Source organism: Rhizobium sp. AB2/73 (genome assembly GCF_020871915.1).
GTDB lineage: Bacteria > Pseudomonadota > Alphaproteobacteria > Rhizobiales > Rhizobiaceae > Rhizobium > Rhizobium dioscoreae.
Genome location: NZ_CP067073.1, coordinates 927038 through 952173, shown reverse-complemented (window position 1 = coordinate 952173; position 25136 = coordinate 927038). Strand labels below are relative to the sequence as shown.

Annotated in this window: 22 protein-coding genes and 2 pseudogenes; 15 read left to right on the top strand and 9 right to left on the bottom strand. The window is 59.8% G+C overall.

The window, feature by feature from the left end:
- Positions 1–5: 5 nt before the first annotated feature.
- The 3 genes from I8E17_RS30450 to I8E17_RS30440 are packed head-to-tail and all read right to left on the bottom strand — an operon-like array spanning position 6 to position 5794.
- Positions 6–827, bottom strand: a complete 822-nt coding sequence (locus tag I8E17_RS30450; RefSeq protein ID WP_069614891.1) for an enoyl-CoA hydratase/isomerase family protein — start codon at positions 825–827, stop codon at positions 6–8.
- Positions 824–4336, bottom strand: a complete 3513-nt coding sequence (locus I8E17_RS30445) for an indolepyruvate ferredoxin oxidoreductase family protein (RefSeq protein ID WP_069614892.1) — start codon at positions 4334–4336, stop codon at positions 824–826. Before I8E17_RS30445 ends, I8E17_RS30450 begins: the two co-directional genes overlap by 4 nt.
- On the bottom strand, positions 4337–5794 hold the full coding sequence (locus I8E17_RS30440) for an FAD-binding oxidoreductase (RefSeq protein WP_113367596.1): 1458 nt from the start codon (positions 5792–5794) through the stop codon (positions 4337–4339).
- Positions 5795–5928: 134 nt separating this feature from the next.
- Between I8E17_RS30440 and I8E17_RS30435 the strand changes: the two genes are divergently transcribed.
- Positions 5929–6681: a FadR/GntR family transcriptional regulator gene (locus I8E17_RS30435; protein ID WP_069614894.1), complete on the top strand. Its 753-nt coding sequence runs from the start codon at positions 5929–5931 to the stop codon at positions 6679–6681.
- Positions 6682–6721: 40 nt separating this feature from the next.
- The gene (locus tag I8E17_RS30430; protein ID WP_069614895.1) at positions 6722–7717 is read left to right on the top strand and encodes an MDR family oxidoreductase; all 996 of its coding nucleotides are present in this window, start codon (positions 6722–6724) and stop codon (positions 7715–7717) included.
- Between the two features lie 702 nt (positions 7718–8419).
- Here the strand turns inward: I8E17_RS30430 and I8E17_RS30425 are convergent.
- From I8E17_RS30425 to dnaE2, 3 genes and pseudogenes are all read right to left on the bottom strand, one after another.
- The gene (locus tag I8E17_RS30425; RefSeq protein ID WP_113367602.1) at positions 8420–8731 is read right to left on the bottom strand and encodes a DUF982 domain-containing protein; all 312 of its coding nucleotides are present in this window, start codon (positions 8729–8731) and stop codon (positions 8420–8422) included.
- A 77-nt stretch (positions 8732–8808) separates the two neighbouring features.
- Entirely contained in the window at positions 8809–10599 is a 1791-nt protein-coding gene (locus tag I8E17_RS30420; RefSeq protein ID WP_069614897.1) for an ABC transporter ATP-binding protein, read from the bottom strand.
- Between the two features lie 391 nt (positions 10600–10990).
- A pseudogene (dnaE2, locus tag I8E17_RS30415) lies at positions 10991–11581 on the bottom strand (error-prone DNA polymerase); the annotation flags it as partial.
- A gap of 65 nt (positions 11582–11646) precedes the next feature.
- Between dnaE2 and I8E17_RS30410 the strand changes: the two are divergent.
- The 4 genes from I8E17_RS30410 to I8E17_RS30395 are packed head-to-tail and all read left to right on the top strand — an operon-like array spanning position 11647 to position 14235.
- Positions 11647–12096 carry a MarR family transcriptional regulator gene (locus I8E17_RS30410; RefSeq protein WP_113367598.1) on the top strand — a complete coding sequence of 150 codons (450 nt, stop codon included), beginning with the start codon at positions 11647–11649 and terminating at the stop codon, positions 12094–12096.
- Between the two features lie 35 nt (positions 12097–12131).
- Positions 12132–12698, top strand: coding sequence for an isochorismatase family cysteine hydrolase (locus tag I8E17_RS30405; RefSeq protein ID WP_069614900.1), 567 nt, complete (start codon positions 12132–12134; stop codon positions 12696–12698).
- Positions 12699–12700: 2 nt separating this feature from the next.
- Entirely contained in the window at positions 12701–13030 is a 330-nt protein-coding gene (locus tag I8E17_RS30400; RefSeq protein WP_113367599.1) for a hypothetical protein, read from the top strand.
- The gene (locus I8E17_RS30395) at positions 13030–14235 is read left to right on the top strand and encodes an MFS transporter (RefSeq protein ID WP_113367603.1); all 1206 of its coding nucleotides are present in this window, start codon (positions 13030–13032) and stop codon (positions 14233–14235) included. The genes I8E17_RS30400 and I8E17_RS30395 overlap by 1 nt, the downstream gene beginning before the upstream one ends.
- 54 nt (positions 14236–14289) lie before the next feature.
- Here I8E17_RS30395 and I8E17_RS30390 read toward each other — a convergent pair whose 3' ends face one another.
- Positions 14290–14580 carry a LysR substrate-binding domain-containing protein gene (locus I8E17_RS30390; RefSeq protein ID WP_210184539.1) on the bottom strand — a complete coding sequence of 97 codons (291 nt, stop codon included), beginning with the start codon at positions 14578–14580 and terminating at the stop codon, positions 14290–14292.
- A 264-nt stretch (positions 14581–14844) separates the two neighbouring features.
- Between I8E17_RS30390 and I8E17_RS30385 the strand changes: the two genes are divergently transcribed.
- From I8E17_RS30385 to I8E17_RS30345, 9 genes and pseudogenes are all read left to right on the top strand, one after another.
- On the top strand, positions 14845–15813 hold the full coding sequence (locus I8E17_RS30385) for an AraC family transcriptional regulator (protein ID WP_113367600.1): 969 nt from the start codon (positions 14845–14847) through the stop codon (positions 15811–15813).
- 113 nt (positions 15814–15926) lie between these two features.
- The gene (locus I8E17_RS30380) at positions 15927–16580 is read left to right on the top strand and encodes a nitroreductase family protein (protein WP_069614904.1); all 654 of its coding nucleotides are present in this window, start codon (positions 15927–15929) and stop codon (positions 16578–16580) included.
- 33 nt (positions 16581–16613) lie between these two features.
- A complete protein-coding gene (locus I8E17_RS30375) occupies positions 16614–17159 on the top strand; it encodes a carboxymuconolactone decarboxylase family protein (protein ID WP_069614905.1) in 546 nt (181 codons plus the stop codon).
- A 42-nt stretch (positions 17160–17201) separates the two neighbouring features.
- The gene (locus I8E17_RS30370; RefSeq protein ID WP_069614906.1) at positions 17202–17909 is read left to right on the top strand and encodes an NAD(P)H-dependent oxidoreductase; all 708 of its coding nucleotides are present in this window, start codon (positions 17202–17204) and stop codon (positions 17907–17909) included.
- Between the two features lie 70 nt (positions 17910–17979).
- Positions 17980–18444 carry a DUF3788 domain-containing protein gene (locus tag I8E17_RS30365; RefSeq protein ID WP_113367601.1) on the top strand — a complete coding sequence of 155 codons (465 nt, stop codon included), beginning with the start codon at positions 17980–17982 and terminating at the stop codon, positions 18442–18444.
- Positions 18445–18584: 140 nt separating this feature from the next.
- Positions 18585–19502 carry an NADP-dependent oxidoreductase gene (locus I8E17_RS30360; RefSeq protein ID WP_069614908.1) on the top strand — a complete coding sequence of 306 codons (918 nt, stop codon included), beginning with the start codon at positions 18585–18587 and terminating at the stop codon, positions 19500–19502.
- A gap of 327 nt (positions 19503–19829) precedes the next feature.
- A complete protein-coding gene (locus I8E17_RS30355; RefSeq protein WP_069614913.1) occupies positions 19830–20810 on the top strand; it encodes a L,D-transpeptidase in 981 nt (326 codons plus the stop codon).
- Between the two features lie 366 nt (positions 20811–21176).
- Positions 21177–21476, top strand: a pseudogene (locus tag I8E17_RS30350) (4-hydroxyphenylacetate 3-hydroxylase C-terminal domain-containing protein); the annotation flags it as partial.
- 10 nt (positions 21477–21486) lie between these two features.
- The gene (locus tag I8E17_RS30345) at positions 21487–21999 is read left to right on the top strand and encodes a flavin reductase (protein WP_219511705.1); all 513 of its coding nucleotides are present in this window, start codon (positions 21487–21489) and stop codon (positions 21997–21999) included.
- An 88-nt stretch (positions 22000–22087) separates the two neighbouring features.
- Here the strand turns inward: I8E17_RS30345 and I8E17_RS30340 are convergent, their stop codons facing one another.
- On the bottom strand, positions 22088–23566 hold the full coding sequence (locus tag I8E17_RS30340; protein WP_113367543.1) for an aldehyde dehydrogenase: 1479 nt from the start codon (positions 23564–23566) through the stop codon (positions 22088–22090).
- Positions 23567–23619: 53 nt separating this feature from the next.
- Positions 23620–25074 carry an APC family permease gene (locus I8E17_RS30335; protein ID WP_113367542.1) on the bottom strand — a complete coding sequence of 485 codons (1455 nt, stop codon included), beginning with the start codon at positions 25072–25074 and terminating at the stop codon, positions 23620–23622.
- Positions 25075–25136: the final 62 nt, after the last annotated feature.

Genomic DNA, 25136 nt, shown 5'->3' with positions numbered 1-25136 from the left:
CGGGGTCAGTCGAGCCCCTTGAACGGGGCATCGCGGAACTCGAGATATTCCTTCAGCGACATCTTCTGCAGATTGCGCATCCACTCCTGCCCATCGCGACTAACATGCAGGGCGGCGATAGCGTGGACGTTGAAATCGAAGGATGTCATCAGGCCAGCGGCCATCTGCTGGTTGTTGATGGAGGACTTGGCGAACTTGATGGCGGGCACAGGCATACGAGCCAGCTTGCGGGCCAGGTTCTCGGTCTTTTCCCTCAATTGATCGGCGGGCACGATCTTGTTGATGAGGTGCATGCGCAAGGCCTCCTCGGCATCGACCAAATCGCCTGTATACATCAGCCAACGCACGTCACGGGTGGCCAGCAGCCAGGGCATGAACAGTGCCGGCGGGCCGGAATTGTGCCGCACCTCCGGCTCGCCGAACTTCGCATTATCGCTGGCGATGGCCAGATCGCAGGCCATCATCAGCTCAAGCGCACCCGCAAGCGCATAACCGTTCACGGACGCGATGACCGGGATCGGTGCCTTCCAGATGTTGAGGAGCGCCTGGGCGTTCTCCAACATGTCCGCATGCCAGTCCTCGATATCGACATCGTAATCGGCGCCTTGAAGATCATAGCCGGACGAGAATGCGCGACCCGCCCCCGTGATGATGAGCGCGTTGACCTCCTTGTCGGCGACAGCCATGGCGACGGCGCGGTCGATTTCGCGCACCGTCGTCTTGTTCATCGCATTGAGCTTTTCAGGACGATTGATGGTGATCGTCGCGAATTTATCGTGGCCGTCCTTCTCGTAAAGGATCGTCTCGAAGGTATCGGAAGTGCTCATATGCTTTTCCTCTTAGCCGTGTCCTGATCCGGCATCCCTGTTCGTTTCTCGTCATTGGCCGACGTTGCAAGCAAGGCCGCCATTTTCTTTTCAAAACGCCCGATCGACGCCATCTTAACGGGGCCGAATCCCTTGATCTCTTCCGGCAGCCGGGCAAGTGCGACGGCATGGCCGTGCGTTTCGACGGAAAGCTGTCTCGTGAGATCCTCGATCATCGCCTGATAGTCAGTGATCAGTCGCCGCTCCATCCGGCGCTCTTCGGTATAGCCGAAGGGATCCAGCGCCGTGCCGCGGAGGAAGCGCAGCTTTTCCAGAAGCGCAAAGGCCGGGCCGATCATTTTCCGCGGGATGGCGATCTTCGCCGGATTTCCGGTGCGTTTGTCGATCCGCCGTGACAGGATTGGTGGCGCCAAATGATGCTTGATGCTGAAGTCGCCTTCGAACTGCGCTTCGATCGCAGCCTTGAAGCTCCGGTCTCGGTGCAGGCGCGCCACCTCGTATTCGTCCTTGTAGGCCATCAGCCTGAAAGCGTTTTGGGCAACGGCGGTTGCAAACTCCTCGCCGGCCCTCAGCCCGTTTTCAACCTGCCGCGCAGCATCGACCAGTGCCCGGTACCGGCGTGCATAGGCGGCGCTCTGATACGCGGCAAGAAAAGCCTCACGGCGCTCGATGATCGAGTCGAGTGCCTCGGCGGGCCTGACCTCGATTAGATCAGCTCCCGCAGCGCCGGCGACGATATCGGGGGAGACCATCGAGCGACGACCCCAGCCGAAGGCGGCACGGTTCATCGCAACGCCGGTCCCATTGAGTGCAATCGCTTGATCGATGGAGGCAAGGCTGATCGGCACCAGACCGCGCTGCCATGCATGACCAAGCAGGAACATGTTGGCTGCAATCGCATCGCCCATCAGCGCCGCGCCAAGCTTGGTCGCCGAGACGAGGTGAACGGCATCTTCGCCGGCTGCGCGACGCAACGTTTTGAGCGTCGCTTCCTGCTGGAAATCGATCGCTGTGTTCTGAACGAAAGACGCCGTCGGCGCGAAATGATTGTCGAGGACGGCGTGCGTGCGGCCAGCGCCAAAGGTCGATAGCGCATTGCGACCGGCCGACACTACGATGTCGAAGCCGAGCACCAGATCGCTTTCGCCTACGCCGATACGGACCGACGACAAAGCACCAGCCATCCGCGCCACGCGAAGATGCGAAATGACGGCCCCGTTCTTCTGCGCGAGCCCCGTCTGATCCAGCGTCTGCACAAAAAGGCCATCGAGATGCGCCGCCATTGAGAGGACAGCGCTGACGGTAATCACCCCCGTCCCACCGATACCGGCCAACAGCATGTTATATGGCTGCGCTCCGATCTCCGTCAGAGCAGGTAACGGCATGTCATCGAATGTCGCTTGCTGGGCTTTAGCAGCCAGCTTTCTGATCTTTCCGCCCTCCACCGTGACGAAGCTCGGACAGAAGCCCTTGATGCAGGAAAGGTCGGTATTGCAACTCGACTGGTTGATCTTGCGCTTACGGCCAAACTCCGTTTCCTGCGGCTCGATCGAGATGCAGTTGGAAACGGCCGAGCAATCGCCGCATCCTTCGCAGACCAGTTCGTTGATGAAGGCTCGCTTGTCCGAGACCGCCAGCGCCCCGCGCTTGCGACGCCGGCGCTTCTCTGCCGCACAGACCTGATCGTAGACCAGCACCGTCACCCCCTCGATCTCGCGCAGTTCACGCTGCACCTGATCGAGTTCGTCGCGATGATTGACCGTGACATTGCGTGGCAAGCGGCCGCGCCAGAGCTCCGGCCGCTCGGCGACGACAGCCACTCTAGCAGCCCCTTCGGCCAGCATCTGGCCGACGATACCGGGAACAGAGACCTCACCATCGTGCTTTTGACCGCCGGTCATGGCGACGGCATCGTTATAGAGGATCTTGTAAGTGGCGTTGACCTTCGCGGCGATCGCAGCCCGGATCGCAAGCAGGCCCGAATGAAAATAGGTGCCGTCGCCCATGTTGACGAAGATATGCTTTTCATCGGTGAATTGAGAAAGCCCAATCCATGCACCGCCCTCACCCCCCATCTGGGTAAAGGTCGAGGTGTTCCGGTCTTCAAGCCCGATGACCATCATGTGGCATCCGATACCCGTCGAGGCACGGCTTCCCTCGGGCAGTCTGGTCGAGACGCTGTGCGGGCAGCCGGAGCAGAAATACGGATCGCGCCTGAGTGCCGGACTTTCCGTCACGCTGGCTGCAACAATTGCCTCCATCTCCCGCGACCGGTTATCGAGATCGTCGGCCTGCGGCTCGAGCACGGAAAGGATGGCGCGCCCGACGGCCACCGTATCGATCTCACCGACGGCTGGCAGGAGCGGCCTGCCCGCCGGCCCGAGCTTGCCAAACACTCTCGGCCTCTCATCGGACGGCATGTTGAAGAGCAGAGCTTTGATCTGGTCTTCCATGATCGGACGCTTTTCTTCGATGACCAGCAGCGTCTCGACGTCGGCGGCAAACCGTGCGACCCCCTCCGGCTCGATTGGCCAGACAAGGCCAACCTTGTAGAGCCGGATGCCGAGCTCGCCTGCGCGCCGCTCGTCTATGCCGAGGCGCGAAAGCGCGCCCATCAGATCGAGCCAGGATTTACCGGTCGAGACGATGCCGAGACGCGCCTTGGTGCGCTGCCCCTGCCAGATGGTGCGGTCAAGCCTGTTGTGACGCGCAAATCTATGGACGGCAGAAAGCTTGTCTTCCAGCCGGCGCTCCATCGCATGCGGCCCGTCAGGCCAGCGAAGCGACAGATTGCCTTGCGCATCCGGATAGACGATCGCCGGATGAGCCGGATCGAGATCGACGGTTGCCGTGCATTCGACAATCTCCGTCTGGCACTTGAAGCCGATCCATGCACCCGAATAGCGGCTAAGCGCAAATCCCAGCAAACCGTAGTCGATATATTCGGCGACGCCGGCGGGCGACAGCAAGGGCACCATGGCCGATATCAAGTTGTGCTCGCTCTGATGTGGCAAGGTCGATGAGACGGCCCCATGATCGTCGCCAACGAGCAGCAGCACGCCACCATTCGGATTGGTGCCCACGGCATTGGCGTGCCGGATCACATCCATGGTGCGATCGACGCCCGGCCCCTTGCCATACCACATCGAAAAGACACCGTCGTAGCGGACGCCGGAGAACATCGCCGTCTGCTGCGTTCCCCATACAGCCGTCGCCGCCATGTCCTCATTGAGGCCGGGCTGAAAGCGGATATGGTTCTGGTCTAGATAGGTCTTGGCGCGCGCCATCTCGCGGTCGAAGCTTGCGAGCGGCGAACCGCGATAGCCGGAGACGTATCCGGCAGTGTTGAGGCCCTTTGCCAGATCGCGCTGTCGCTGGATCATCGGAAGACGCACCAGCGCCTGTGTGCCGGACACCAGGATTTTTCCATGATTGACCGTATACCGGTCATCAAGGCTCGGGCCTTTTTCACTGGGCAATGCGCGGGCCGTCTCGGACAGGTTCTGCATCTACGCGCGCTCCGGCACGCCCGGCAACGGCATATCGAAAACCCGGCCGGGATTGAGAATATTGTTGGGATCGAAGGCGGCCTTCAGGCGGCGCATTGCATTCATCTCGGTAGCACTTCGGCCGAGAGGCAGCCACTTCTTCTTCTCAAGGCCAATTCCGTGCTCGGCGGAAATCGCGCCATCGGCCCGGATCACGGCAGGAAGCGTTATGTCGGCGATCCGCTCATGATGGTGAGTGCGGACAAGAAAATGCAAATTGCCGTCGCCGAGATGGCCGAAAATATAGATCTCGGCATTTGGATCGGCCGCCGCGATCTCACGGCTGGCAGCATCAAGGAAGGCCTGCATGCGGGACAAGGGCAGGCTGACATCGAAGCCGGAGACGTGGTCCATCGAGAAAATGAATTCACTGGCAGCCTCGCGAAGTTTCCAGATTGCGTGATATTCGCGCAGCGACCCCGAAACAGCCACGTCCGTCACGACGCCGCTTTCGTAGCACGCCATAAGCGCTTCGGAAAAACGCGCGTGATCACCGGCCTCGTCCTGCCCCTGCATTTCCACAAGAACGTACATCCCCGCACCTGCTGCAACAGGTGGCTGAGCACCGGTCAGCGACAGAACCCCGTTATAAACATTCGGAAAAATCACCTCGAAGGCCGACAGCGACGGGCCGAGCGTAGAGCGTAAATGTTTTAGAAGGGCAATAGCGGCACTTAACGACGGCAATCCGCAAAAGGCATTTGCTTGCGACCGCGGCTCAGGATGCAGCCGCAAACAGGCCCGCGTGACCACGCCAAGCACACCTTCGCTTCCAACGAAGAGCTGATTGAGATCGAAGCCCGAATTGTCCTTGGGTAATCCCTTCAAGCTGGTCAGCACGGAGCCATCCGCCAGCACAACCTCAAGCCCCAGAACCTGCGACCGATACATGCCATAGCGCAGGACACGAATACCGCCCGCATTGGTGGCAACATTCCCGCCAACCGTGGACGTGCCGCGCGCGCCGATATCAACACCGAAAAGCAGCCCACAGCCTGCCGCAGCCTCCTGTACCGACTGAAGCGTAACGCCGGCCTGTGCGATGATGGTGGCGGCATTCTCATCCACCGGCGACAGGTTCACCATTCGCTCAAGCGAAAGCGACACTTCGTCGACTTGAGGCCTCGCCCCGCCGGCAAGGCCCGTCCTGCCGCCTTGCACCACGACGGGCTGCCCCAGACGATTGCATTCTTCAAGGATAGCGGACACTTCCGCCGTATCCGCGGGCCGGAAAACGATTATCGGGCGCTCGCCGGCCTCGTCCGTTGCGTCACCACGATAGCCATCGCCGACGTCGTCGCCAGCGAGAATGGCCTTACTATCGATCCTTCCGTCGAGCCGGCGCAGCAATTCTGCATGCCGGCCAACAGGCGCACGGGCACCTTGGGCGCTCTCCGCCCGACCAGTCGATCCGCCCAATTTCGTTCCCCTTGGTTATCTGGATCGAGGGCAGGTTATCGTCTATCCGATATTTGTCAAACCTATATTCAATTTTCAGTGGCGTTTTCGAAGCGGCCGTGGCATCTATGAAATCGAGGTAAGGGTGACAATCAATGACGCTGAAATTTGATGAGGTCGTGAGGGCTGGCATCGCCAAGCAGGTCGCGGAGAACATAAAATCCGCGATCATGGATGGCCGCCTGAAAATCGACGAGCGGCTTCCCACGGAAGAGGATCTCGCGAGAAGCTTCGGCATATCGCGGCCGACCGTGCGTGAAGCGCTAAAACGTCTGGCAGCGCAAAATCTCATCCATTCAAGGCGCGGCCCGCTCGGCGGAAACTTCGTCAAACGGCCGGATCCGGAAGGGCTTTCCAAGGCGATCACCGCAGCAGCAACCCTGCTAGTCGGCATCGGCGCCTTCGATATCCACGAGATTATTACGGCCCGCCTTGAGACGGAGACGATCTGTTGCAGGCTCGCCTGCGAAAATCACGGCGCTGCCGATCTGGAACGAATGGCGGCGGAGATCGAGATCCAACGCGATGAGACGATCAGTGACGAGGACTTCTGCGCATCCGACGTGCGCTTTCATCGCGCGCTGGTGGATTCCACCTGCAATGGCCCGCTGAAGCTGATGATGTATACGGTGATCGAGTCCTTCATCCCCATAACCAACATGATCGTGTTCCGGGTTCGCGAGCGCCGCAAGGTCGCTGGCTTTCACCGGCAGATCATGGAGGCGGTCGCCAAGCGCGACACGGAGACGGCGACAAGGGCATTGGCGGACCTGCTGGCCTACATTCGCAACAGCTACGCAGCCGCGATGGACGCACGCGACAGGATGAAGGCGGCGCCTCAGACCTGAGAAGGCGAACGGCCGATTTCAAGTGTGAAAAGGGGGACGCATGTCCGATACATTCCAGGCAATGGTCATCGACATGGCCGATGGCAAGCCGCAGACCGGGTTCCGCCAGCTTTCACTCTCCGATCTGCCGGATCATGATGTTCTCGTCGAGGTTCATTATTCGACCGTCAATTACAAGGACGGCCTGGCCCTGACCGGCAAAGGGCGGATCGCCCGGCGTACTCCCATGGTCGGAGGCATCGACCTTGCCGGAATCGTAGTTGAATCCCGATCTGACAAATGGGCGCGTGGCGACAAGGTCATCGTCAACGGATGGGGGCTGTCTGAAACCGAATGGGGCGGATATTCGCGATTTCAGCGCCTGAAAGCGGAATGGCTGATCGCACTTCCCGAAACCTTCAGCCTTTCGCAGGCAATGGCAATTGGAACGGCCGGCTACACGGCGGCGCTTTGTGTCAATGCGCTTGAGGATTGGGGCACGATCCTCAACGACGATCGCGAAATTCTCGTGACCGGTGCGGCGGGCGGTGTCGGCTCGGTGGCGATCAGCCTGCTTGCGGACAAGGGTTACAAAGTAACCGCATCGACCGGTCGCCCTGAAACGCGGGACTATCTCGGATCGCTCGGCGCGAGCGCTTTCGTTGACCGGGCATCGCTTTCAGAAAAGGGCGGTCCTCTACAAAAGGAGCGCTGGGCCGGCGTGGTTGATTCTGTGGGCTCGACGACGCTGGCAAACACACTTTCACAGACCGTATACGGTGGGGCGGTTGCTGCCTGTGGCCTTGCAGCCGGCGCAGACCTGCCGGCAACGGTACTCCCGCATATCCTGCGCGGCGTGGCACTGCTTGGCATTGATTCCGTTATGGCACCAATGTCCAAACGGATCCGCGCATGGCAGACCCTCGCCGAACACCTGAAAGCAGAAAGGATCGAGACATTGGCAAGGATCGAGCCCTTCTCCGAGCTTCCGAGCCTCGCTCAGGATATCGTCGAGGGCAAAATTAGGGGGCGTGTCGTGGTGGAAATCGCAGAATAAAGCTGCCCCAGCGGGCAAGCTATTTGAATATTCGAGAGAGCCGCACCCGAGAGAAAGTGTCCTCACCATCACTCAGAACCAAGCGAAGATACTACATGAGTTTGTCGGCCATTTGGGGCCGGGATGCCTTTGACACCTTCAGGGACGACCTGCCCAGCTTCCGCGGCAAGTCGCGAGATGCCGGAAGACGTTACGGACCACCCAACCTTGGACGAGGAACTTTGCTGGGACGAGCCAAAGCCGCCATCGACCGACGAGGTCCATGGCTCGCTGTTGATGGAGATCGGCAATCGGCCTGGCATCCGTAATCTTCAGATTGCCGTTTACTGGAATGATGAACATCGGCACTTCGGTACGTTTGAGCTTGCGGTCGACGACGAGACCGATGAAACCTGCGGCCTGTCCAGGTCGAGGATCTTGCCGGCAAGCAGATTGATTGCGGGCCGGCCTGGTCCCAATCCGGCGCCAATTTCGATGAGACAATTCGCATCTTCATCAACGCCTTTCCGCTGCAGCAATTGGAAGCACTGAACGAAGACTGGATCAATGAAATGCTCGCGGCAAAAGTCGCGTGATTGCATTGCTCCAACGCAGCGTACCTGCATCGACGCGTTTCAATGAGCGAAGACTAATCTGCTGTTGTTTGTAATGCAGCTTTCGAGAGCTCGCCTTCAGAGGCGGCGAGCTCCAAAAGCCAGCAGACTATAAGGATAGCGCGCCGGCCGGTCGCATAGGCTGCGTTTTCGGCGCTATCTTCGACGGCGCCAGGACCACAGGCATTCCCGCTTCGAGACAGGCGGTCAGGAACGCCTCTCTTGCTATGACAGCAGGCACAACCCGATTGAGCGCGCCGCGGCAGATCTTCACCGCACGTTCGTGGCGCTCGCCATGCCGCAGCGGCCATTCATTTTCCAGAAAGTCCAGAGCGTCATAGACGCCTGTAAAGGTGCGCTCCAGCCCGCATTGGAGCCTGATCGTCACCGGACGGGTCCACGGAATATCGTTGAGTGGCATCTTCTTCCTCCTTTCCATGCCAAGGACCTCTCCCAGGATCATATTGTAAGAGAGGATTGTCACTTCAAGAGTTTGCCTCAGGCCACGAGGCCCTTGGTCAACTCCAGCGCCTGACGCTCGAACAGCCGGCGGTAAATGCCGTTATTGAGGCGAATGAGCGCCTGATGGTCACCCTCTTCCACGATCTTTCCCTTGTCGAAGACCAAAAGTCGATCCAAAGCTCGTACCGTCGAAAGTCGGTGCGCGATCACCAGCGTCGTGCGACCTTCCATAAGGCGTTCCATTGCCTGCTGGATCTGCACCTCGCTCTCGCTGTCGAGGCTCGAGGTCGCCTCGTCCAGGATCAGCACCGGCGCATCAGCCAGAAATGCCCTGGCGATGGCGACACGTTGACGCTCGCCGCCCGACAATTTGACGCCGCGCTCGCCCACCAATGTCTCATAGCCCTTTGGCAGGTCCATGATAAACCTATGGGCACTGGCCTGCTTCGCTGCATTCTCGATCTCGCGCCGTGACGCGTTCGGTCGGCCGTAGGCGATATTTTCGGCAAGCGTGCGATGAAACAGGATCGGCTCCTGTTGCACGATGGCAATCTGGCTGCGCAGGCTGGACTGAGTGACATGGGCGATATCCTGGCCGTCAATGCGGATCGACCCTGCCTTAACGTCATGGAGGCGCTGGATGAGCTTGACAAAGGTCGTCTTGCCCGAGCCGGAATGGCCGACCAATCCGACACGCTCGCCCGGTTTGATCGTCACCGAGAAATCCTCATAGAGCGGTGCAGGATGCGCCCCGTACTGGAAGGTGACGCGATCGAACAGGACTTCGCCCCTATCGATCTTGATCGCCTTCGCGTTTGGCTTATCCTCAATGCCCAGCGGCGTTTTGTCGAGCAGGACAAGTTCTTCCATATCGTTGACGGCGCGCTGCAGGTTTCGAATGTCCTGTCCGACCGAGCGCAGGTAACCCTGCAGGAGGAAAAACATCGCTAGCACGAATGTGATGTCCCCCGGCGTCGCCAGTCCCTGCCGCCACATGACAAGGCCAGTGCCAAGAATGCCGGCCTGCATGGAGACCATCATGAAACCCTGGATCGTGCCGTTCAGTGTCCCGCGCTTCCATGTCCGCCGCGTTCGACTGTCCCATTTGAGCAGCACCTGGCGCAAGCGTTCCTCTTCGCGGTTTTCGGCGCCAAAAGCCTTCACGACCGAGTTGCAGCTGATGGCATCCGCCAGTGCGCCGCCCAGCGTGGTATCCCATGCGTTAGCAAGCTTCGCCGCTGGCGACACGTATCCGGTCGAAAGCAAGATGGTCACGCCGATATAGATCAGCGATCCCGCAGCCACGATCAGCCCCATGACCGGCCAATAACTACCGAGCACGACGCTGGCGCCCACGAGCATGACGATCGAGGGTAGTAAGGCTATCAGCAACAGGTCATTGAGCGAGTCGAGCGCCCACATGCCACGAGTGATCTTGCGCACCGTCGAACCGGCGAAACTATTGGCGTGCCAATCGGTCGAGAAGCGCTGCACCTTGTGGAAGCCGTTATTGACCACATCGGCCATGATGCGCAGCGTCAGACGGATGATCCCGTCGAAGATAAACCAGCGCAGCGTAACGCTGGTCAAGCCAAGGGTGACAACGACAACGAAGGCGCGGATGGCATCGGCCGCCGCACTGCCGCTGGCAATCGCATCGACGATCTGGCCTGAAAACACCGGCACCAGAACTTCGGCTAGCGTACTGACAATTACCAGCAGGATGATGGTGCCCACCAAAGCGGGACGATGGGTCCACTGACGAAAAACAAAGCCGAGCACATTGCGATAAGCATCGGCGCGGAAGTCGAGCTTCTTGCGAGTCATCTTAACCAGTCCGACCGCACACTTCGGCGGTCGGCCCCAAAAATCGAGAGTTAACGGACATTGCCGGAACGGAAACGAGCCGACCTCGGCAAATCAATCGAACTGTGAAGGAAACAAAAACCGCTTCATGCGTGCCCACTGCGGGCCACAAATGGGAATGATCTAATTTCGGTTCATTCCGGACGGAAGCGTTTCGATGGATGCTGGTGTCATGCAACGCCTCCTCTGTTTAATGTGCAGCGATGGAGAGTTTGTATCGGACTAATTCGACTTTGCCAAGCCGGTTTTTCTACTTTGTGGGGAAACATGCGCGAATGCCACACCATTTCGGACAGGGACCGATGCGCGAACTCGTCGCCGCGGCCGGCCGGCACCCTGAAGATCTCATCATGATCACTTGCCGGTCAGCCATGGTGGCGGGCCCGATCGGCACGAGATCGCCGAGACGATCATGTGTGAGCACGAAACCGCCGGGATGCTGGCCGAGATGGCGTGGAGCGCCCATCAGCTGCTGGGCCAGCTTCAAGGTCAAGGCAAGCCTGCGATCCTCTGGATTGAGATTGAGCTCGCGTAAGCTACACTCGGTCACTAGTTCCTTCGGCCACGACCACATGCCCGCCGATAGCGTCTCGATCACGTGCTCCGACCAGCCGAGCGCCTTGCCAACATCTCGAATTGCGCCCTTGGCGCGTGACGGTCGCTCACAGGGCGGCCTTGTCATGCCGTAGGTCCTGTAGATCCATTGGATCACCTCCTCGCACCGCTCGTGCTCGAAATCGACATCGATGTCGGGTGGCTCGTCGCGCTCCTGGGAAACGAAGCGTTCGAAGAGCAGATTGTTGACCTCAGGATCGATGGAGGTGATGCCGAGGATATAGCAGACGGCGGAATTGGCCGCCGATCCCCACCCCTGGCATAGGATGCTCTGGCCGCGGGCATAGCGGACGATTGAGAACATCGTCAGGAAATAAGGGGCGTATTTCGTGGCGCGATGATGTATGAAGTTAATCTTTACAGTTTACCTTCATATATAGTAGAGATGCTGCCATGATCGAGAACGCCGACAAATCACCCCTCGCCTCCACAGTTGCCGAAGAGCTCAGAGGCTTCGCAAGCAAGCTGAAGCGCAAGCTGCGCGAGCAGGGCCACGCCGGCGACCTGACGCCAAGTCAGGCGTCGGCGCTCGTCCGACTGGAAAAAGAAGGCCCGATGACCACCTCGGCGCTGGCGCGCGCCGAAGGCATGCGCCCGCAATCGATGGGCACGCTCCTATCGGCGCTGGATGCGATGGGCCTCGTCTCGGGAAGGCCCGACCCTTCTGACGGCCGGCAAACCATTCTCTCGCTGACGGAGCGATGCCGCCGCCTGATCCAGGAAGGCCGCGCCGCCCGCCAGGACTGGCTCAGCCGCACCATCGAAGCCAGGCTTTCGCCGGGAGAGCAAAGCCAAGTGCTGGCCGCCATCGGCCTGCTGCAGCGACTAGTCGAGCAGGATTAGACCGTCCTTTCCTTCCTCACACCTTAGGATATCCCATGGCCCTGACCGCATTGGATCAACAGACCGCCCTAATTGTGGTCGACCTCCAGAAAGGGATCATGAGCGCGGCCTTCATCGAGCCGATCGCTCCCGTCATCGAACGCGCCGTCGCGCTCATCCGCGCGTTCCGGCAGCACGATCTGCCCGTCGTCTTCGTTAAGGTTGCCGGCACCGCGCCCGGGCGCGCGGAGCAGCCCAGACGCCACATCGGACCGCTGCCGGACGGCTTTACGGACTTCATTCCTGATCTCGACCAGCAGCCCGGCGATATCGTCGTGACGAAATACAGCTGGGGCGCCTTCGCGACGACCGACCTCGATGCCCGTCTCAAATCCCTCGGCGTAACTCAGGTGGTGGTCATCGGCGTCGCAACCGGAACCGGCGTCGAGGCGACCGCGCGGCAGGCCTTCGAGGCCGGGTACAATGTCGCGCTCGCGATCGACGCCATGACCGATACCCGGCCCGAGGCCCATGCCTACAGCATCAAGAACGTCTTTCCCCGGCTCGGCGAAACCGCCACGACGGAAGAGATCATGACCGAACTCGCAAAGCGGAACGCTTAAGGATGACCTTCCTCCACACTCTCTCGCTGCTTGCCGGCGGTGCATTTCTGATGAATGCAATTCCGCACCTCGTCAGCGGCGTTCTCGGCCGGCCCTTTCAATCGCCCTTCGCCAGGCCACCCGGTGAAGGCCTGTCATCGTCGACCGTCAATGTCCTATGGGGCTTCGCCAATCTGGTACTGGCCTATCTGCTTCTCATCCGTTTCGGCAGCGTGAATTGGGATGGCGCCACGGATGTCTTATCTGCAGGCCTTGGGGCCTTCGCCATCGCCCTGTTTTGCGCGCGTCACTTCGGCCGGTTCCATGGCGGGAACGCGCCGGAACGGCAATGATGCTGCGGACCTTCCGGTCGCTCCGACACTACAATTTCCAGCTCTGGGCGGCGGGGGCGCTCGTGTCGAATATCGGCACCTGGGTCCAGCGAACCGCACAGGACTGGCTCGTCTTCGCCGAACTGACGCGACATAACGGCTCGGCTGTCGGTATCGTCATGGCTCTGCAGTTTGCACCGCAGTTTCTGCTGCTTCCCTGGTCGGGTCTTGCCGCCGACAGTCTGAACCAGCGTAAGCTCCTGATGGCGACGCAGGCGACGATGGGCGCGCTCGCGCTGGCGCTCGGTATTCTCACCGTCACGGGCCTCGCGCAGCTCTGGCACGTCTATGTGTTCGCCTTCCTGTTTGGCAGCGTGGCCGCGCTCGACGCGCCGGTCCGCCAAACCTTCGTCGCGGAGCTGGTCGGCGACGACGATCTGCCGAATGCGGTGGCGCTGAACTCCATGTCGTTCAATCTCGCGCGGATGATCGGTCCGGCCGTGTCGGGTGTCGCGATCGCCACTATCGGGACCGGATGGGGCTTTCTCGTCAATGGCGTATCCTTCCTCGCCGTCCTGATTTCTCTGACGCTGCTGCGGCGGTCGGAGCTGCGGCCGAACAGACGGGCGCGACGTGGCAAGGGCCGCTTTGTCGAGGGCCTGCGCTATGTCCGGGGCCGCCCCGATCTCGTGACGATCCTGTTCATGCTGTTCTTCATCGGCACCTTCGGCCTGAATTTTCCGATCTTCGTCTCGACAATGGGCGTGCGCATCTTCCATGCCGATGCCACCGGCTACGGGCTGTTGTCGTCTGTTATGGCGGTCGGGACGATTACGGGGGCATTCCTGAATGCCGGCCGCGACCGCATCGAATTCCGCAATCTGATCGTAAGCGCCACGGTATTTGGCCTCGGCTGCGCGTTGGCGGCGCTTGCGCCCTGCTACTGGCTCTTCGCGGCGGCGCTTGTCGTCATCGGCGTCGCCGCGCTCTCCTTCACCAACGCCACCAACAGCCTGATGCAGCTTTCGACTGAGGCTACGATGCGCGGGCGGGTGATGGCGCTGCGCGTCGGCATCGCACTCGGTGGCACGCCGATCGGAGCGCCCATCGTCGGCTGGGTGGCCGATCATGAAAGCCCGCGCTGGGCGATGGCCATTGCGGCGGCATCAGGGATCATCGCGGCGACGATCGGCATCTTTGCCAAACAAGGAGCAGGTCGGAACTAGGAGCTGAGAGTACCTGCGGCAAGGTTTGGTCGCTCTATCGCCATGTTTTTTGCGCTAAGGACCTGCAGAGTTCGTCGCTTCCGCACCACCGAGCGTCAGGATGGCTTCACGCTCAACAGCCTGAATGAGCCGCGCGTGTGCCGAGGCCTGCGGCCAGAGCAGTCCAAGCACCCGTTCGGGAGCCGGATCAGGGAGGCGGTGTCTTACGATCGACAAGCCTCCCGGCCAAGGCAGCACCCGATCCGGGACGAGCGAAACACCAATCCCGCGGTCAACGAGTACAGCGATTGCATCCAGCGCGTCGAGTTCGATGCGATCGTTGGGCCGGACTCGTTGCTGTTGCAAATAACGCAAAGCCGCAGATGATGAAGAACTGCTAGGATAGCTCCTTCGATAGGCATCGCGCTCCGGTCCAATGTCTCAAGCTCTTGAAGGGATCTGAACCACAACGCCCTACTTGGTTCCAGATGCCGAAGTATTTGATTTCATTTTGGCGCATGAGCTTGAGCTCGGCTTACACTTTGCCCGCCATGTTGCCTTGCAGGCGGTGCATTGAGCCTTGGTGCAGATAGAATAGGATGCCGGCACCTTTCACGTTGACGAGATCCTATGTCTGAACTCGATTGGTTGAGCCAACTGCTTCAAATCATCACGGTCACCGGCCAGCTCGAGGTGCGCTGCGCCTATGGCGCTCCCTGGCGCATTATGTGGAACCGGGCTGCGCCGAACGAAATTCCCTACCACGTCGTCGTCAGGGGCCGAGCGATCTTTGAGGATCCGGAGGCAAGAACCCGGCGGGAGTTGACGAGCGGCGATATCGTGCTGTTACCGCACGGTGCGGCGCATGTGCTGCACGATGGCAGCGGGCAGACGCCCGCTCCTACGCAGCAGCGGCAGAGTACTGCCGGGTGGATGCTGAGCGAGAACGACAGCGACGGCGAACAACTAGATCTGTTGTGTGGCCGATTTTTCATTTCGCCTCCTCACGATCGATTGGTCCGCAACTACCTGCCCCTCGATCTGGTGGCACGGACCATGGATGCCCCCGGAGAAGAGGGTGTCGCGTCCGCAACTGGCCAACTCTCTAATCTGGTGGGGTTGATGCGAATGGAAGCGGCCGGCGATCGACCGGGAGGACGCGCCGTTCTCAATGCACTGTCTTCGGCTCTTTTTACGTTGGTGTTGCGTGCAGCCAGCCAATCAGCAACAGCTCCTGAGGGTCTGCTGGCACTGACCGGCCACCCGCGCTTGGCGCCGGCAATCAGCGCCATACTCGCTGATCCCGCCAAGCCCTGGAAACTACCTGATCTGGCAGAGCTGTGTGGCATGTCTCGCGCAACGTTCATGCGACACTTCCGGGACAGGCTCGGTTGCTCCGCCCTCGACCTGTTGACCGATTTGCGCATGAGTTTGGCTGCCAACGAGCTCAAGAAGCCAGCGATCAGTACCGAGACAATCGCCGAAACGGTCGGCTATCAATCTGTTTCGGCATTCCGGCGCGTATTCGCCGAGAAAATGGGAATGACGCCAGGGGAATGGCGCAGGCTCGCGCAGACCGGCGGGAAAAGTGCGAGTTAGCGCTGGCCTGAGGTTTGATCCTTTTAAGCATCATATTGAGGCAATTCAATCTCGATAATATCACATGCGGTCGTAAAATCGGCTCCGTAATCACTTGATGAGGGAGCCACCCAATGAACTACATCAACAACATAGCCTCCGAAGCGCTACCGACGAATGCGGTCATCGAAGCCATCCTCAGCCGCAGCGCCGCTAAATATTACGACTCCACCGCCACACTGAGCGACGATCAGATCCGAGATCTGGTGCGCATCGGCACGTCGGCGCCGACCTCGTTTCACCTTCAGAACTGGCGGTTTATCGCGGTCCGCACACCTGACGCCAAGGCTCGGCTCCATCCGATCGCCTGGAAGCAGCCCGCGATCCTCGATGCCGCGGTTACCTTCGTTATCGTCGGCCAATTGGCCGATGCCAGCGCCGTGCCTGCCCGTCTGGCGCCGGTCGTGGAAGCCGGCATCATGCCGGCCCACCTGGTGCCGGAATGGGAAGCGCCCGCCCGCGGCCTCTATGACAACCAACCCCAACGGCAGCGGGACGAAGCGGTGCGCTCCGCGACCTTCGGTACGGCTGCGATCATTTACGCGGCGCGCTCGCTCGGCCTCGGTTCCACGCCGATGATCGGCTTCGACGCGGAAGCGGTGCATCGCGAATTTGGCCTCGGCGAAGATGAAATCCCGGTCATGCTCTTGACCGTCGGACCCGAGCGGTCCGGCAACTGGCCGCAGAAGCCACGCCTGCCCGTAGCCGACGTCCTGTCCTTCGCATAACCCGCAACTCAATCAACATTTATGGAGACGACCATGACCAGAACGACCGTTCTGACGCCGGAACAGGTGCCGGCTGCATCCAAAGAGACCCTCGATGCTTTCAAAAGAAACATCGGGTTCACCCCAAACATGATGGCGGCCTTTGCTCAAAGCCCGATCGCCTTCAACGCATGGGCTGCCCTACTCGGGTCGCTCAGCAAGGCGCTTGACGTGAGGACTCGAGACAGCATCGGCCTTGCCGTCTCCGAAGTGAATGGCTGCAATTACTGCCTGGCGGTTCACAGCTTCACTGCCGAACATATGGCCAAGCTGCCAGCCGAAGAGATCATTCTCGCTCGCAAGGGCCATGCGACCGACCCGAAGCGGGATGCGGCGGTGCAATTCGCGCGAAAGGTTATCGAGACCCGCGGGAAAGTCAGTGACGCGGATCTGAAGGCTGTTCGCGATGCCGAATTCACCGAAGCGAACATCATCGAGATCGTTGCTCTGGTCGCAATGTACACCCTGACGAACCTGTTCAACAACGTCTTCGATCCGGACAAGGACTTTCCTGCCGTTGCCCCGGCCGGCGCGATCTGAGTGCCATCTCTCCTAGTCTCATGAATCTGTAGGATCAATCCCATGAACATTCTCCACATCGACAACAGTCCGCGCCAACAATCCCATAGCCGTCAGCTTTCGGCGGCGATCGTTAAAAGGCTTCTTGAGGTTGCACCTGGCGCGGACATCATCCGGCGTGACCTCGGCACTGATCCCCTACCTCAGACCGTGGCCCTTTATGCCGCTGCACTGGCGTCACCGGCCACTTTGGCGGCCCCACCGGCCGGGCCGCTCGATCTTTCCGAACAGCTTGTGCGGGAAGTCGAAGCGGCGGATGTGGTCGTCATAGGAACGCCGATGCACAATCTGACCATTCCCTCGGTCCTGAAGGCCTGGGTCGACCAGATCTTGCGTGTAGGCCGCACAATGAAATCGACGTTGGCCGGGAAGGTCGGAATGCTTCGGGACCGTCCGGTCCTTATCGGCGTGGCTTCCGGCGGCTTCTTCACCGGCGAGCGCGCCAACCAACCGGATTTTCTGACCCCCTACCTGTCGATTGCGCTTAGCTCGATCGGGCTGAAGAGCCAGCAGTTTTTCCCGCTTCAAGGAACGGCCTTCCTTAACTGGGAGCAGGCGGCAGAGACGAGAGACAAGACGCTTGCAGCTCTCGACGTCACCGCCGTGAAGCGCCTGACCGAAATCCAGGATCAACCCGCAATGGTCGCGAGCGTCGGCTGGAACCATGCCGACCTCGCCTTGCCCGGGCACGCATCGCCAAGCGCACACTGAGGGACCGAAAGCTTCCAACGTTTGTTCATCAACCATCCGACGCCGCCGGCCAATCAACATGAGGCTTCAGATGATCTTATCTACGTCTACGCTTCCCAAGATCGGTGACAGGATCACCGGCAATTCGACACCGCCCGATGACCGCGCCATCCGCGAATGGCTGGGCTCAGAGGCATACGGTCAATGGAGCGAACTGCGGACCTGGATCGATGCATCCTATCCCGGAGTATTCGCACCCGACTGGCTTTACGGCGGAAAGAAGCGCGGTTGGTCCTTGCGCTTCAAGAAGACTAGGGCGCTTACTACTTTGGTGCCGGAATATCAGCGGTTCTCTGCCATCGTCGTGATGGGCGGAGCCGAACGCGAGAAGTTCGAGGAGCGGCGTTATTTCTGGCGCCCGCGATTGGTCAGAGCCTACGATGACGCGAAGACCTACTCAGACGGGAAATGGCTAACGCTTCCAGTCTTGTCCAAAGATGAGCTGCAGGATGTGACAGAGCTTTTGGCGATGAAGCGTCCGCCGCTCCCACGCTGACTAGCCCGTCATCTGCAATCCTTCCTCTCACGAGCCGACACCGGACCCAAAGACATCTACCCACGGCACCCAAGGAAGATCGAAGTGGTCTTCCGCGCTGTATCACCTCAAATCATCAAAGCATCGAAGGAGACAAATCGATGAAAGCCATCATAGCAACCGACGAAGCCGCCGGCGCGGCCGGCATGTCATTGGCGGAGCACCCGCAGCCGCAGGCGGCGATAAACGACGTCATCGTCGAGGTTCACGCGTCGGGCTTCGTGCCGACCGAACTGAGCTGGCCCTCCACCTGGACCGATCGCATCGGCCAAAAACGAACGCCATCGATCCCGGGCCATGAGTTCGCCGGTGTGGTTACCGCTCTCGGTTATGGTACGACCGGCCTTTCTTTGGGACAGCGCGTGTTCGGCCTGACGGACTGGTACCGCGACGGCACCCTGGCGGAATATGTCGCCGTAGAGGCTCGCAACCTCGTACCACTTCCCGGCGACGTGGAGTTCACAGTGGCTGCCAGCCTGCCGATCTCCGGCCTGACCGCCTGGCAAGGACTGTTGCAACATGGCCGCCTCCAAGCAGGCGAGAGCGTCATTGTTCATGGCGCCGCCGGTGCGGTGGGTTCGATCGCGACGCAGCTTGCGCGCGAGTTCGGAGCCTACGTCATTGCCACCGGACGTGCCGCCGACCGGCAGAAGTCGCTGGAGTTTGGCGCGAACGAGTTCGTCGATCTGACAAATGATACGCTCGAGGAAATCGGGAGCGTCGATCTCGTGCTTGACATGATCGGCGGCGAGATCCAGAAGCGCTCCGCAGGTCTGGTACGACCCGGAGGTACGCTCGTTTCCGTAGTTGGCCCGGTTGAAGCGCGACCCGTCGATGGCCGGGCAATTGACTTCGTCGTGGAATCCGATCGCGCTCAACTTAATGAGGTTGTTCAGCGGGTACGTGACGAACGCCTTCGGACGAACATCGGCTACATCTCGACCTTGGATAATGCGGTCGCTGCATTCAATCCCACCAGACGGCGGACAGGGAAAACGATCATTCGCACTCGCGAATGAGAGGCGCTAGCCATCAATATCGTCATTATTTTTCCTAAGCGAACCCAAGCTGAACCATGATGGCCGGAGCAACAACTCCGGCCCTATTCTGCGGACGTATGACGGCTGCTTCTCAATGGATAAAGCCGCCGCCAGTTTCGCGATCGCACAACACGCACCGCAATTGCCAAGCACGTCACCACACAGACGACGGCATTTGAGCACCTCCCAGAAGATTCCCGTTTGGACCACATTTCTCAACATGTGTGAGCGCCCAGCCCTCGCCCCGAGATAAGTATTCCGCCCATTCGGATGGAACCAATTGGCGCCTATCGCGATTTTCTGCCTATGGCCACCGCGCGCTGTTACCTTGCGATCTGGATTATTTTGACATCATGGTATCCGGCTGTCGCCGCCACCATAACCGCACAAGATGTGAATGCCGCTTCCATTTCGTCCGCGCACATCGAAGCACCAAGCCCCAAACCGACCAATCCTGATGCGGCAATCGTAAAACTTCAAATTCTGCTAGATCGAACTGGCGCTTCACCGGGCGCGATCGACGGTTTTGGCGGGGACAACCTCAACAAGGCAATTGCGGGATTTAACGCATTGCAGGGACTTCCAGCTGGCAATAAGCCCGATACGGCCGTGCTCGGGCGGCTCGAAGAGCAAGGCCCGGTCGTTCAGAGTTATTCCATAACCGCAGACGACGGGAAGGACCTGGTACCGAAGATTCCCAAGGACTATGCCTTGCAGGCAAAGATGGATCATCTCGGTTATACCAGCATCGCCGAGAAACTAGCCGAACGTTTCCATATGAGTATTGCCCTCCTCAAGGCGCTCAATCCGACCGCCTCCTTCACTCCCGGTGAAACGATCTCGGTCGCAGCAACCGGCGCGGCAAAGAGCGGTGTAGTGAAACGAATCGAGGTCCGTAGGCAATCGGGACAGGTATTCGCATTTGCAGAAGATGGGTCGTTATTGGCAGTCTACCCTGCTACGATCGGCAGCGAGGAGACACCTTCTCCCTCCGGCAAGCACAAGGTCAAAGGTGTTGCGCGATTGCCGACATACATCTACAACCCGACGATCAACTTTCAGCAGGGTCACAATAAGAAGATATTAAAGCTGCCGAGCGGGCCGAATAATCCCGTCGGCACCGTCTGGATTGATTTGACGGAACCAACTTATGGGATTCACGGAACGCCGGATCCGGAACTTATCGGCAAGGTCGACTCTCACGGTTGCGTCCGCCTGACCAACTGGGATGTGGAAGAGCTCGCAGGGATGGTTAAGCCGGGCGTAGTGGTTGAATTTGTCGACTGAACATTAGGTTGCGGAGGTAAGGAGCAAAGTGGCCGTCCCCCCGCCTGGCTGAAATGCCACTTGTCAAAGATCGATTTAGGTTCGACAAAATCCAGTCTGTTGATGTGAGGGAATCGAACCGCTCCTTTCGTGTCGCATCCCATATTATCAATGGCTTAAGCATCCAATCCGGCATAGTCTAATTTATGGAACTGTCGAGCAAGCAGGTCTGTGGAAGGAATTGGAGCCCCCGTGCGTTTATTTATCTAATTCTGAAAGCGTTGACGCGATGGTTGAGCCCAAGCCTTGATACCGAAACGCCAGGCTCAAGATAGGCTGTGATACGCCGCTTCTTAGACGCGGGGTCATAACCGCACGGAGCGGTAATATGTACGCGGTTCCAACGACATGGGCCATATCGAACGCATCAAGATCATGAAGCTGCTGTGGGACGCCACCGGCACCGAGTTCGGCGGACGCCATGCCCTTTACGAGCTCAACTATGCCGGCGCCCCGGAGGAAGTCCGCCTGCAGGTGCTGAAGGGTGCCGAACGCGGCGGGCGGCTGAAGGAGATGGAAGCGCTCGTCGATCAGTGCATGAGCGATTACGACGAGAATGGCTGGACCGGAGATACGTGGCTGCCGCCTTTGGGTGACACCTCCCCCATCCGCAACGCCGCCGAGTGAGGATGTCGCCATGGAGGAGCAACTCTCGAAAACAGAATTTCGCAACGCCATGGCCAGGGTTTGCGCACCGGTGAATGTCATCACCACCAATGGCCCCGCCGGCCGCGGCGGCTTTACGGCAACCGCCATGTGCAGCGTCACCGACGAACCGCCGACGCTGCTGGTCTGCATGAACAGCCGCTCGGCGCAAACCAGCCTCTTCCTCGATAATCGCCGCTTCTGCGTCAATGTCCTGACGCAGGAGCATAAGGAACTGGCCGGCTATTTCGCCGGCCAACGCGCCGACATGGAGGAGCGCTATGCCGCCGCGGAATGGATCAACTTCCGCTCCGGCAGCCAGGCGCTTTCCGTTGCCATCGTCTCCTTCGATTGCCGGCTGACGGAAGCGCGCCTCGTCGGCACGCACCATATCTTTATCGGTGAAGTGATGGATATCCGCAGCCGCAAGGATGGGCATGCGCTGCTCTATTTCGACCGCAACTATGTGCATGTGCCGACTCAAACGGGGAGCTTCGGCGGCTAAGGCCGCATGGATGGCTGGTAATAACGAGAAACGAAAACAGGGTGCCGCTAGATAACGCGGCACCCTGTTTGCATGAGTAAGCAATCCGTCAGAGCTGAATCCAGGCCGTCTTCAGATCGACATACTTGTCGAGCGCATGCAGCGATTTGTCGTGGCCATTGCCGGATTGCTTGACGCCACCAAGTGGTACGCTGTTATCGGCGCCGCCGTAGGTGTTGACATGCACTACGCCGGCGCGGATGCCCCGGACCATTCGATGAGCCCGGGACAGGTTCGATGTCCAGACGGCCGAGGCAAGGCCATATTCCGTAGCATTGGCGATCCGCAGAGCCTCTGCTTCACCTTCAAAGGGAATGATCGACAGGATCGGCCCGAAGACCTCTTCCCGCGCCAGGGTCATCGACGGCGTCACGTCGAATACGGTCGGCCGCATGTAATAACCGCCCGTCTCCTCGAGAATGCGCGAGCCGCCGGTGCGTAAAGACGCGCCCTCCGACAGCGCCTGCGAGACGTAGCCAAGATCCTTCTTCAGCTGAATCTCGCTGGAAATAGCCCCCGCTTGCGTCGCCAGCTGCAGGGGATCGCCGACTTTCATGCTTTCGGCGATGCGAGCCACCTTCTCGGAGAAGGCTTCATGAATCGAGTTTTCCACAAGCAGCCGGGAGCCCGCGACACAGACCTGGCCGGAATTGCGGAATATGCCGTAGGCCGAGACCTTGGCCGCCTGATCGAGATCGGGTGCATCGGCGAAGACGATGTTCGGCGACTTGCCGCCAAGCTCCAGATAGACGCGCTTCAGGTTCGAGCGCGCCGAATATTCCAAGAGCCGCCGCCCGACAGGGCCGGAACCGGTGAAGGCGAGTACATCGACCTCCATGTGTAGCCCCAGCGCCTCGCCGCAGACCCCACCGCGGCCAGTGACGACATTGAACACGCCTTCAGGCAGTCCCGCTTCGGCGCAAATTTCAGCGAGCCTGAGCAGCGTCAGCGATGCGCCCTCGGCGGGCTTCAGCACCACGGAATTCCCTGTGGCAAGTGCAGGCGCGATCTTCCAGGCGCCGATCATCATCGGAAAATTCCACGGTACGATAGCGGCAACGACGCCGATGGCTTCGCGGTGGACGAGGCCGAGAATATTCTCCGCCGTCGGCGCAATCTCGCCATAGACCTTGTCGATTGCTTCGGCATAGTAACGGAACGTGCCTGCGGCGCTGCCGGGCTCGGCCTTCAGCGCCATCGAGATTTCAGTGCCGTTGTCGCGCACGCTGAGGACGGCGAGCTCGAGCGCGTTCTTCTCAATCAGTTCGGCAATCTTCAGCAGCACTTTCTTGCGTTCGGCCGGTGCCGCCTTCGACCAGCTGCCCTTTTCGAACGCCTGCCGCGCGGCCTTGATCGCGAGATCGACATCCTCCGTTCCGGCATCGGCAATCGTGGTCAGCTTTGTTCCATCGATCGGCGAAATGACGTCCATCGCAGCGCCGCTGATCGGCTGCCGCCAGGCACCTGCTATGAACAATGCCTGTGGCGAAACGGATAATGTCCGGAGCTGGTCGATCTTGTCCTGCATCTCATTCTCTCACAAAGAGGGTGGCGGGGTCCTCCCGCCACCGCTATTGGAACTCAGGCTTCCTGGCCGGCGCCGAGACGGGCATAGCCTGCTGCATCGGACGACTTCAGGCGAGCAGCCGCGATGAAACCAATGATCCCTGCGATCAGCACGAGCGCCGGCAACAACACGGCCAGCACGCCATTGGCGCCGGCAATCGCGCCGAAATTCGCCGAGATGTAATAGACGAGCGCCAAAAGGATCAGACCCGTCAAGATGGGCAGCACCTTGATCGCAAGCACATTGCGCTCAAGCCCCGGATTGCGGCTGAAGAACACCACGATCGAGAAGGCTGTAAACGCCATCAGCAGGATGATCGCCAGCGTCGCGACATTGGTGAGCCAGGAGAAGAGCGCCAGCACCGGATCCTGACCCGTCACCACAAAGAGTGCGACGACGAGCACGGCAATAACGGTCTGGATGATCGAGCCGACATGCGGGCTTTGGAAGACCGGATGCGTGACGCCGACCGATTTCGGCAGCAAACCTTCACGGCCGGCAACATACATGTAGCGGGCGACGCCATTGTGAAAGGCGAGGATGCCGGCAAACAGACTGGTGATGAAGAGCACGCTCATGACAACGGTGATCCAGTGGCCGACATAGCTCTCTGCAAGGCCGAAGAGGAAGGTCGTGGGATCGGCGAGACCCTGCAATGCCGGAACGAGCTTATCGACGCCGGCGCCGATGACCATCAGCCAGGAGGTCAGCATATAAAAGAGGCCAATGATGACAACGGAAATATAGGTTGCGCGCGGCACGGTCTTTTCCGGCTCGCGAGCCTCTTCGCTGTAAATGGTCGTCGCTTCGAAGCCGATGAATGCAGCGAAGCAGAACAGGAGGCCAATCGCCGGCGTCCCGCTCCAGAAGGCTGCCGGCGTGAACGGTGCGGCCGTCAAACCAGCATCGCCACCCTTGGTGAAGATCGCAGCATCGATGACGAGCACGACGAGATATTCGAGAATAACGAGTACCGTCAGTACTTTCGCCGACAGATCCACACGTCGATAGCCAAAGACGGCAACGAAGGCGATGCCGATGAAGCTCCAGACCCACCAGGGAAGATCGAGACCGAGCTGCTCGGCAAAGAAGCCTTTGGTCGCCGCACCGAAAAGCCCGAGAACCCCGACCTGCATGGCATTATAGGCGAGAATCGCGATCAGTGCCGCGGCACCGCCCATCAAACCGCCAAGGCCCTGGGCCGTATAGGCATAGAAGGCACCGGCATTGCGAATGTGACGCGCCATGGCGACATAGCCGACCGCAAACAGCAGCAAAATACCCGTCACCAGCAGAAAGGTCAGCGGAATGCCTGGCCCGTTGCCGAGCATCATCGAAAGCGGCACGCCGCCGGCCACCGCGGTCAGCGGTGCTGCGGCCGACACCACGAGGAAGGTCACGGCACTGACGCCGAGGCTATTCTTGCGCAGCTGGTTGTCAGCCGTGCCTTGCGAATTTTGCGTGTTCATCTGCGTTCGTTCCCCTTGTTTAAGAACATCCGATCATCGCCGCGATTGCACGCGTGCGACCT

Coding starts and splice junctions, on each gene's coding strand:
- I8E17_RS30450 (WP_069614891.1), bottom strand. CDS start 827: ATGAGCACTTCCGATACCTTCGAGACGATCCTTTACGAGAAGGACGGC.
- I8E17_RS30445 (WP_069614892.1), bottom strand. CDS start 4,336: ATGCAGAACCTGTCCGAGACGGCCCGCGCATTGCCCAGTGAAAAAGGC.
- I8E17_RS30435 (WP_069614894.1), top strand. CDS start 5,929: ATGACGCTGAAATTTGATGAGGTCGTGAGGGCTGGCATCGCCAAGCAG.
- I8E17_RS30430 (WP_069614895.1), top strand. CDS start 6,722: ATGTCCGATACATTCCAGGCAATGGTCATCGACATGGCCGATGGCAAG.
- I8E17_RS30425 (WP_113367602.1), bottom strand. CDS start 8,731: ATGCCACTCAACGATATTCCGTGGACCCGTCCGGTGACGATCAGGCTC.
- I8E17_RS30420 (WP_069614897.1), bottom strand. CDS start 10,599: ATGACTCGCAAGAAGCTCGACTTCCGCGCCGATGCTTATCGCAATGTG.
- I8E17_RS30410 (WP_113367598.1), top strand. CDS start 11,647: ATGATCGAGAACGCCGACAAATCACCCCTCGCCTCCACAGTTGCCGAA.
- I8E17_RS30405 (WP_069614900.1), top strand. CDS start 12,132: ATGGCCCTGACCGCATTGGATCAACAGACCGCCCTAATTGTGGTCGAC.
- I8E17_RS30400 (WP_113367599.1), top strand. CDS start 12,701: ATGACCTTCCTCCACACTCTCTCGCTGCTTGCCGGCGGTGCATTTCTG.
- I8E17_RS30395 (WP_113367603.1), top strand. CDS start 13,030: ATGCTGCGGACCTTCCGGTCGCTCCGACACTACAATTTCCAGCTCTGG.
- I8E17_RS30385 (WP_113367600.1), top strand. CDS start 14,845: ATGTCTGAACTCGATTGGTTGAGCCAACTGCTTCAAATCATCACGGTC.
- I8E17_RS30380 (WP_069614904.1), top strand. CDS start 15,927: ATGAACTACATCAACAACATAGCCTCCGAAGCGCTACCGACGAATGCG.
- I8E17_RS30375 (WP_069614905.1), top strand. CDS start 16,614: ATGACCAGAACGACCGTTCTGACGCCGGAACAGGTGCCGGCTGCATCC.
- I8E17_RS30370 (WP_069614906.1), top strand. CDS start 17,202: ATGAACATTCTCCACATCGACAACAGTCCGCGCCAACAATCCCATAGC.
- I8E17_RS30365 (WP_113367601.1), top strand. CDS start 17,980: ATGATCTTATCTACGTCTACGCTTCCCAAGATCGGTGACAGGATCACC.
- I8E17_RS30360 (WP_069614908.1), top strand. CDS start 18,585: ATGAAAGCCATCATAGCAACCGACGAAGCCGCCGGCGCGGCCGGCATG.
- I8E17_RS30355 (WP_069614913.1), top strand. CDS start 19,830: ATGGCCACCGCGCGCTGTTACCTTGCGATCTGGATTATTTTGACATCA.
- I8E17_RS30345 (WP_219511705.1), top strand. CDS start 21,487: ATGGAGGAGCAACTCTCGAAAACAGAATTTCGCAACGCCATGGCCAGG.
- I8E17_RS30340 (WP_113367543.1), bottom strand. CDS start 23,566: ATGCAGGACAAGATCGACCAGCTCCGGACATTATCCGTTTCGCCACAG.
- I8E17_RS30335 (WP_113367542.1), bottom strand. CDS start 25,074: ATGAACACGCAAAATTCGCAAGGCACGGCTGACAACCAGCTGCGCAAG.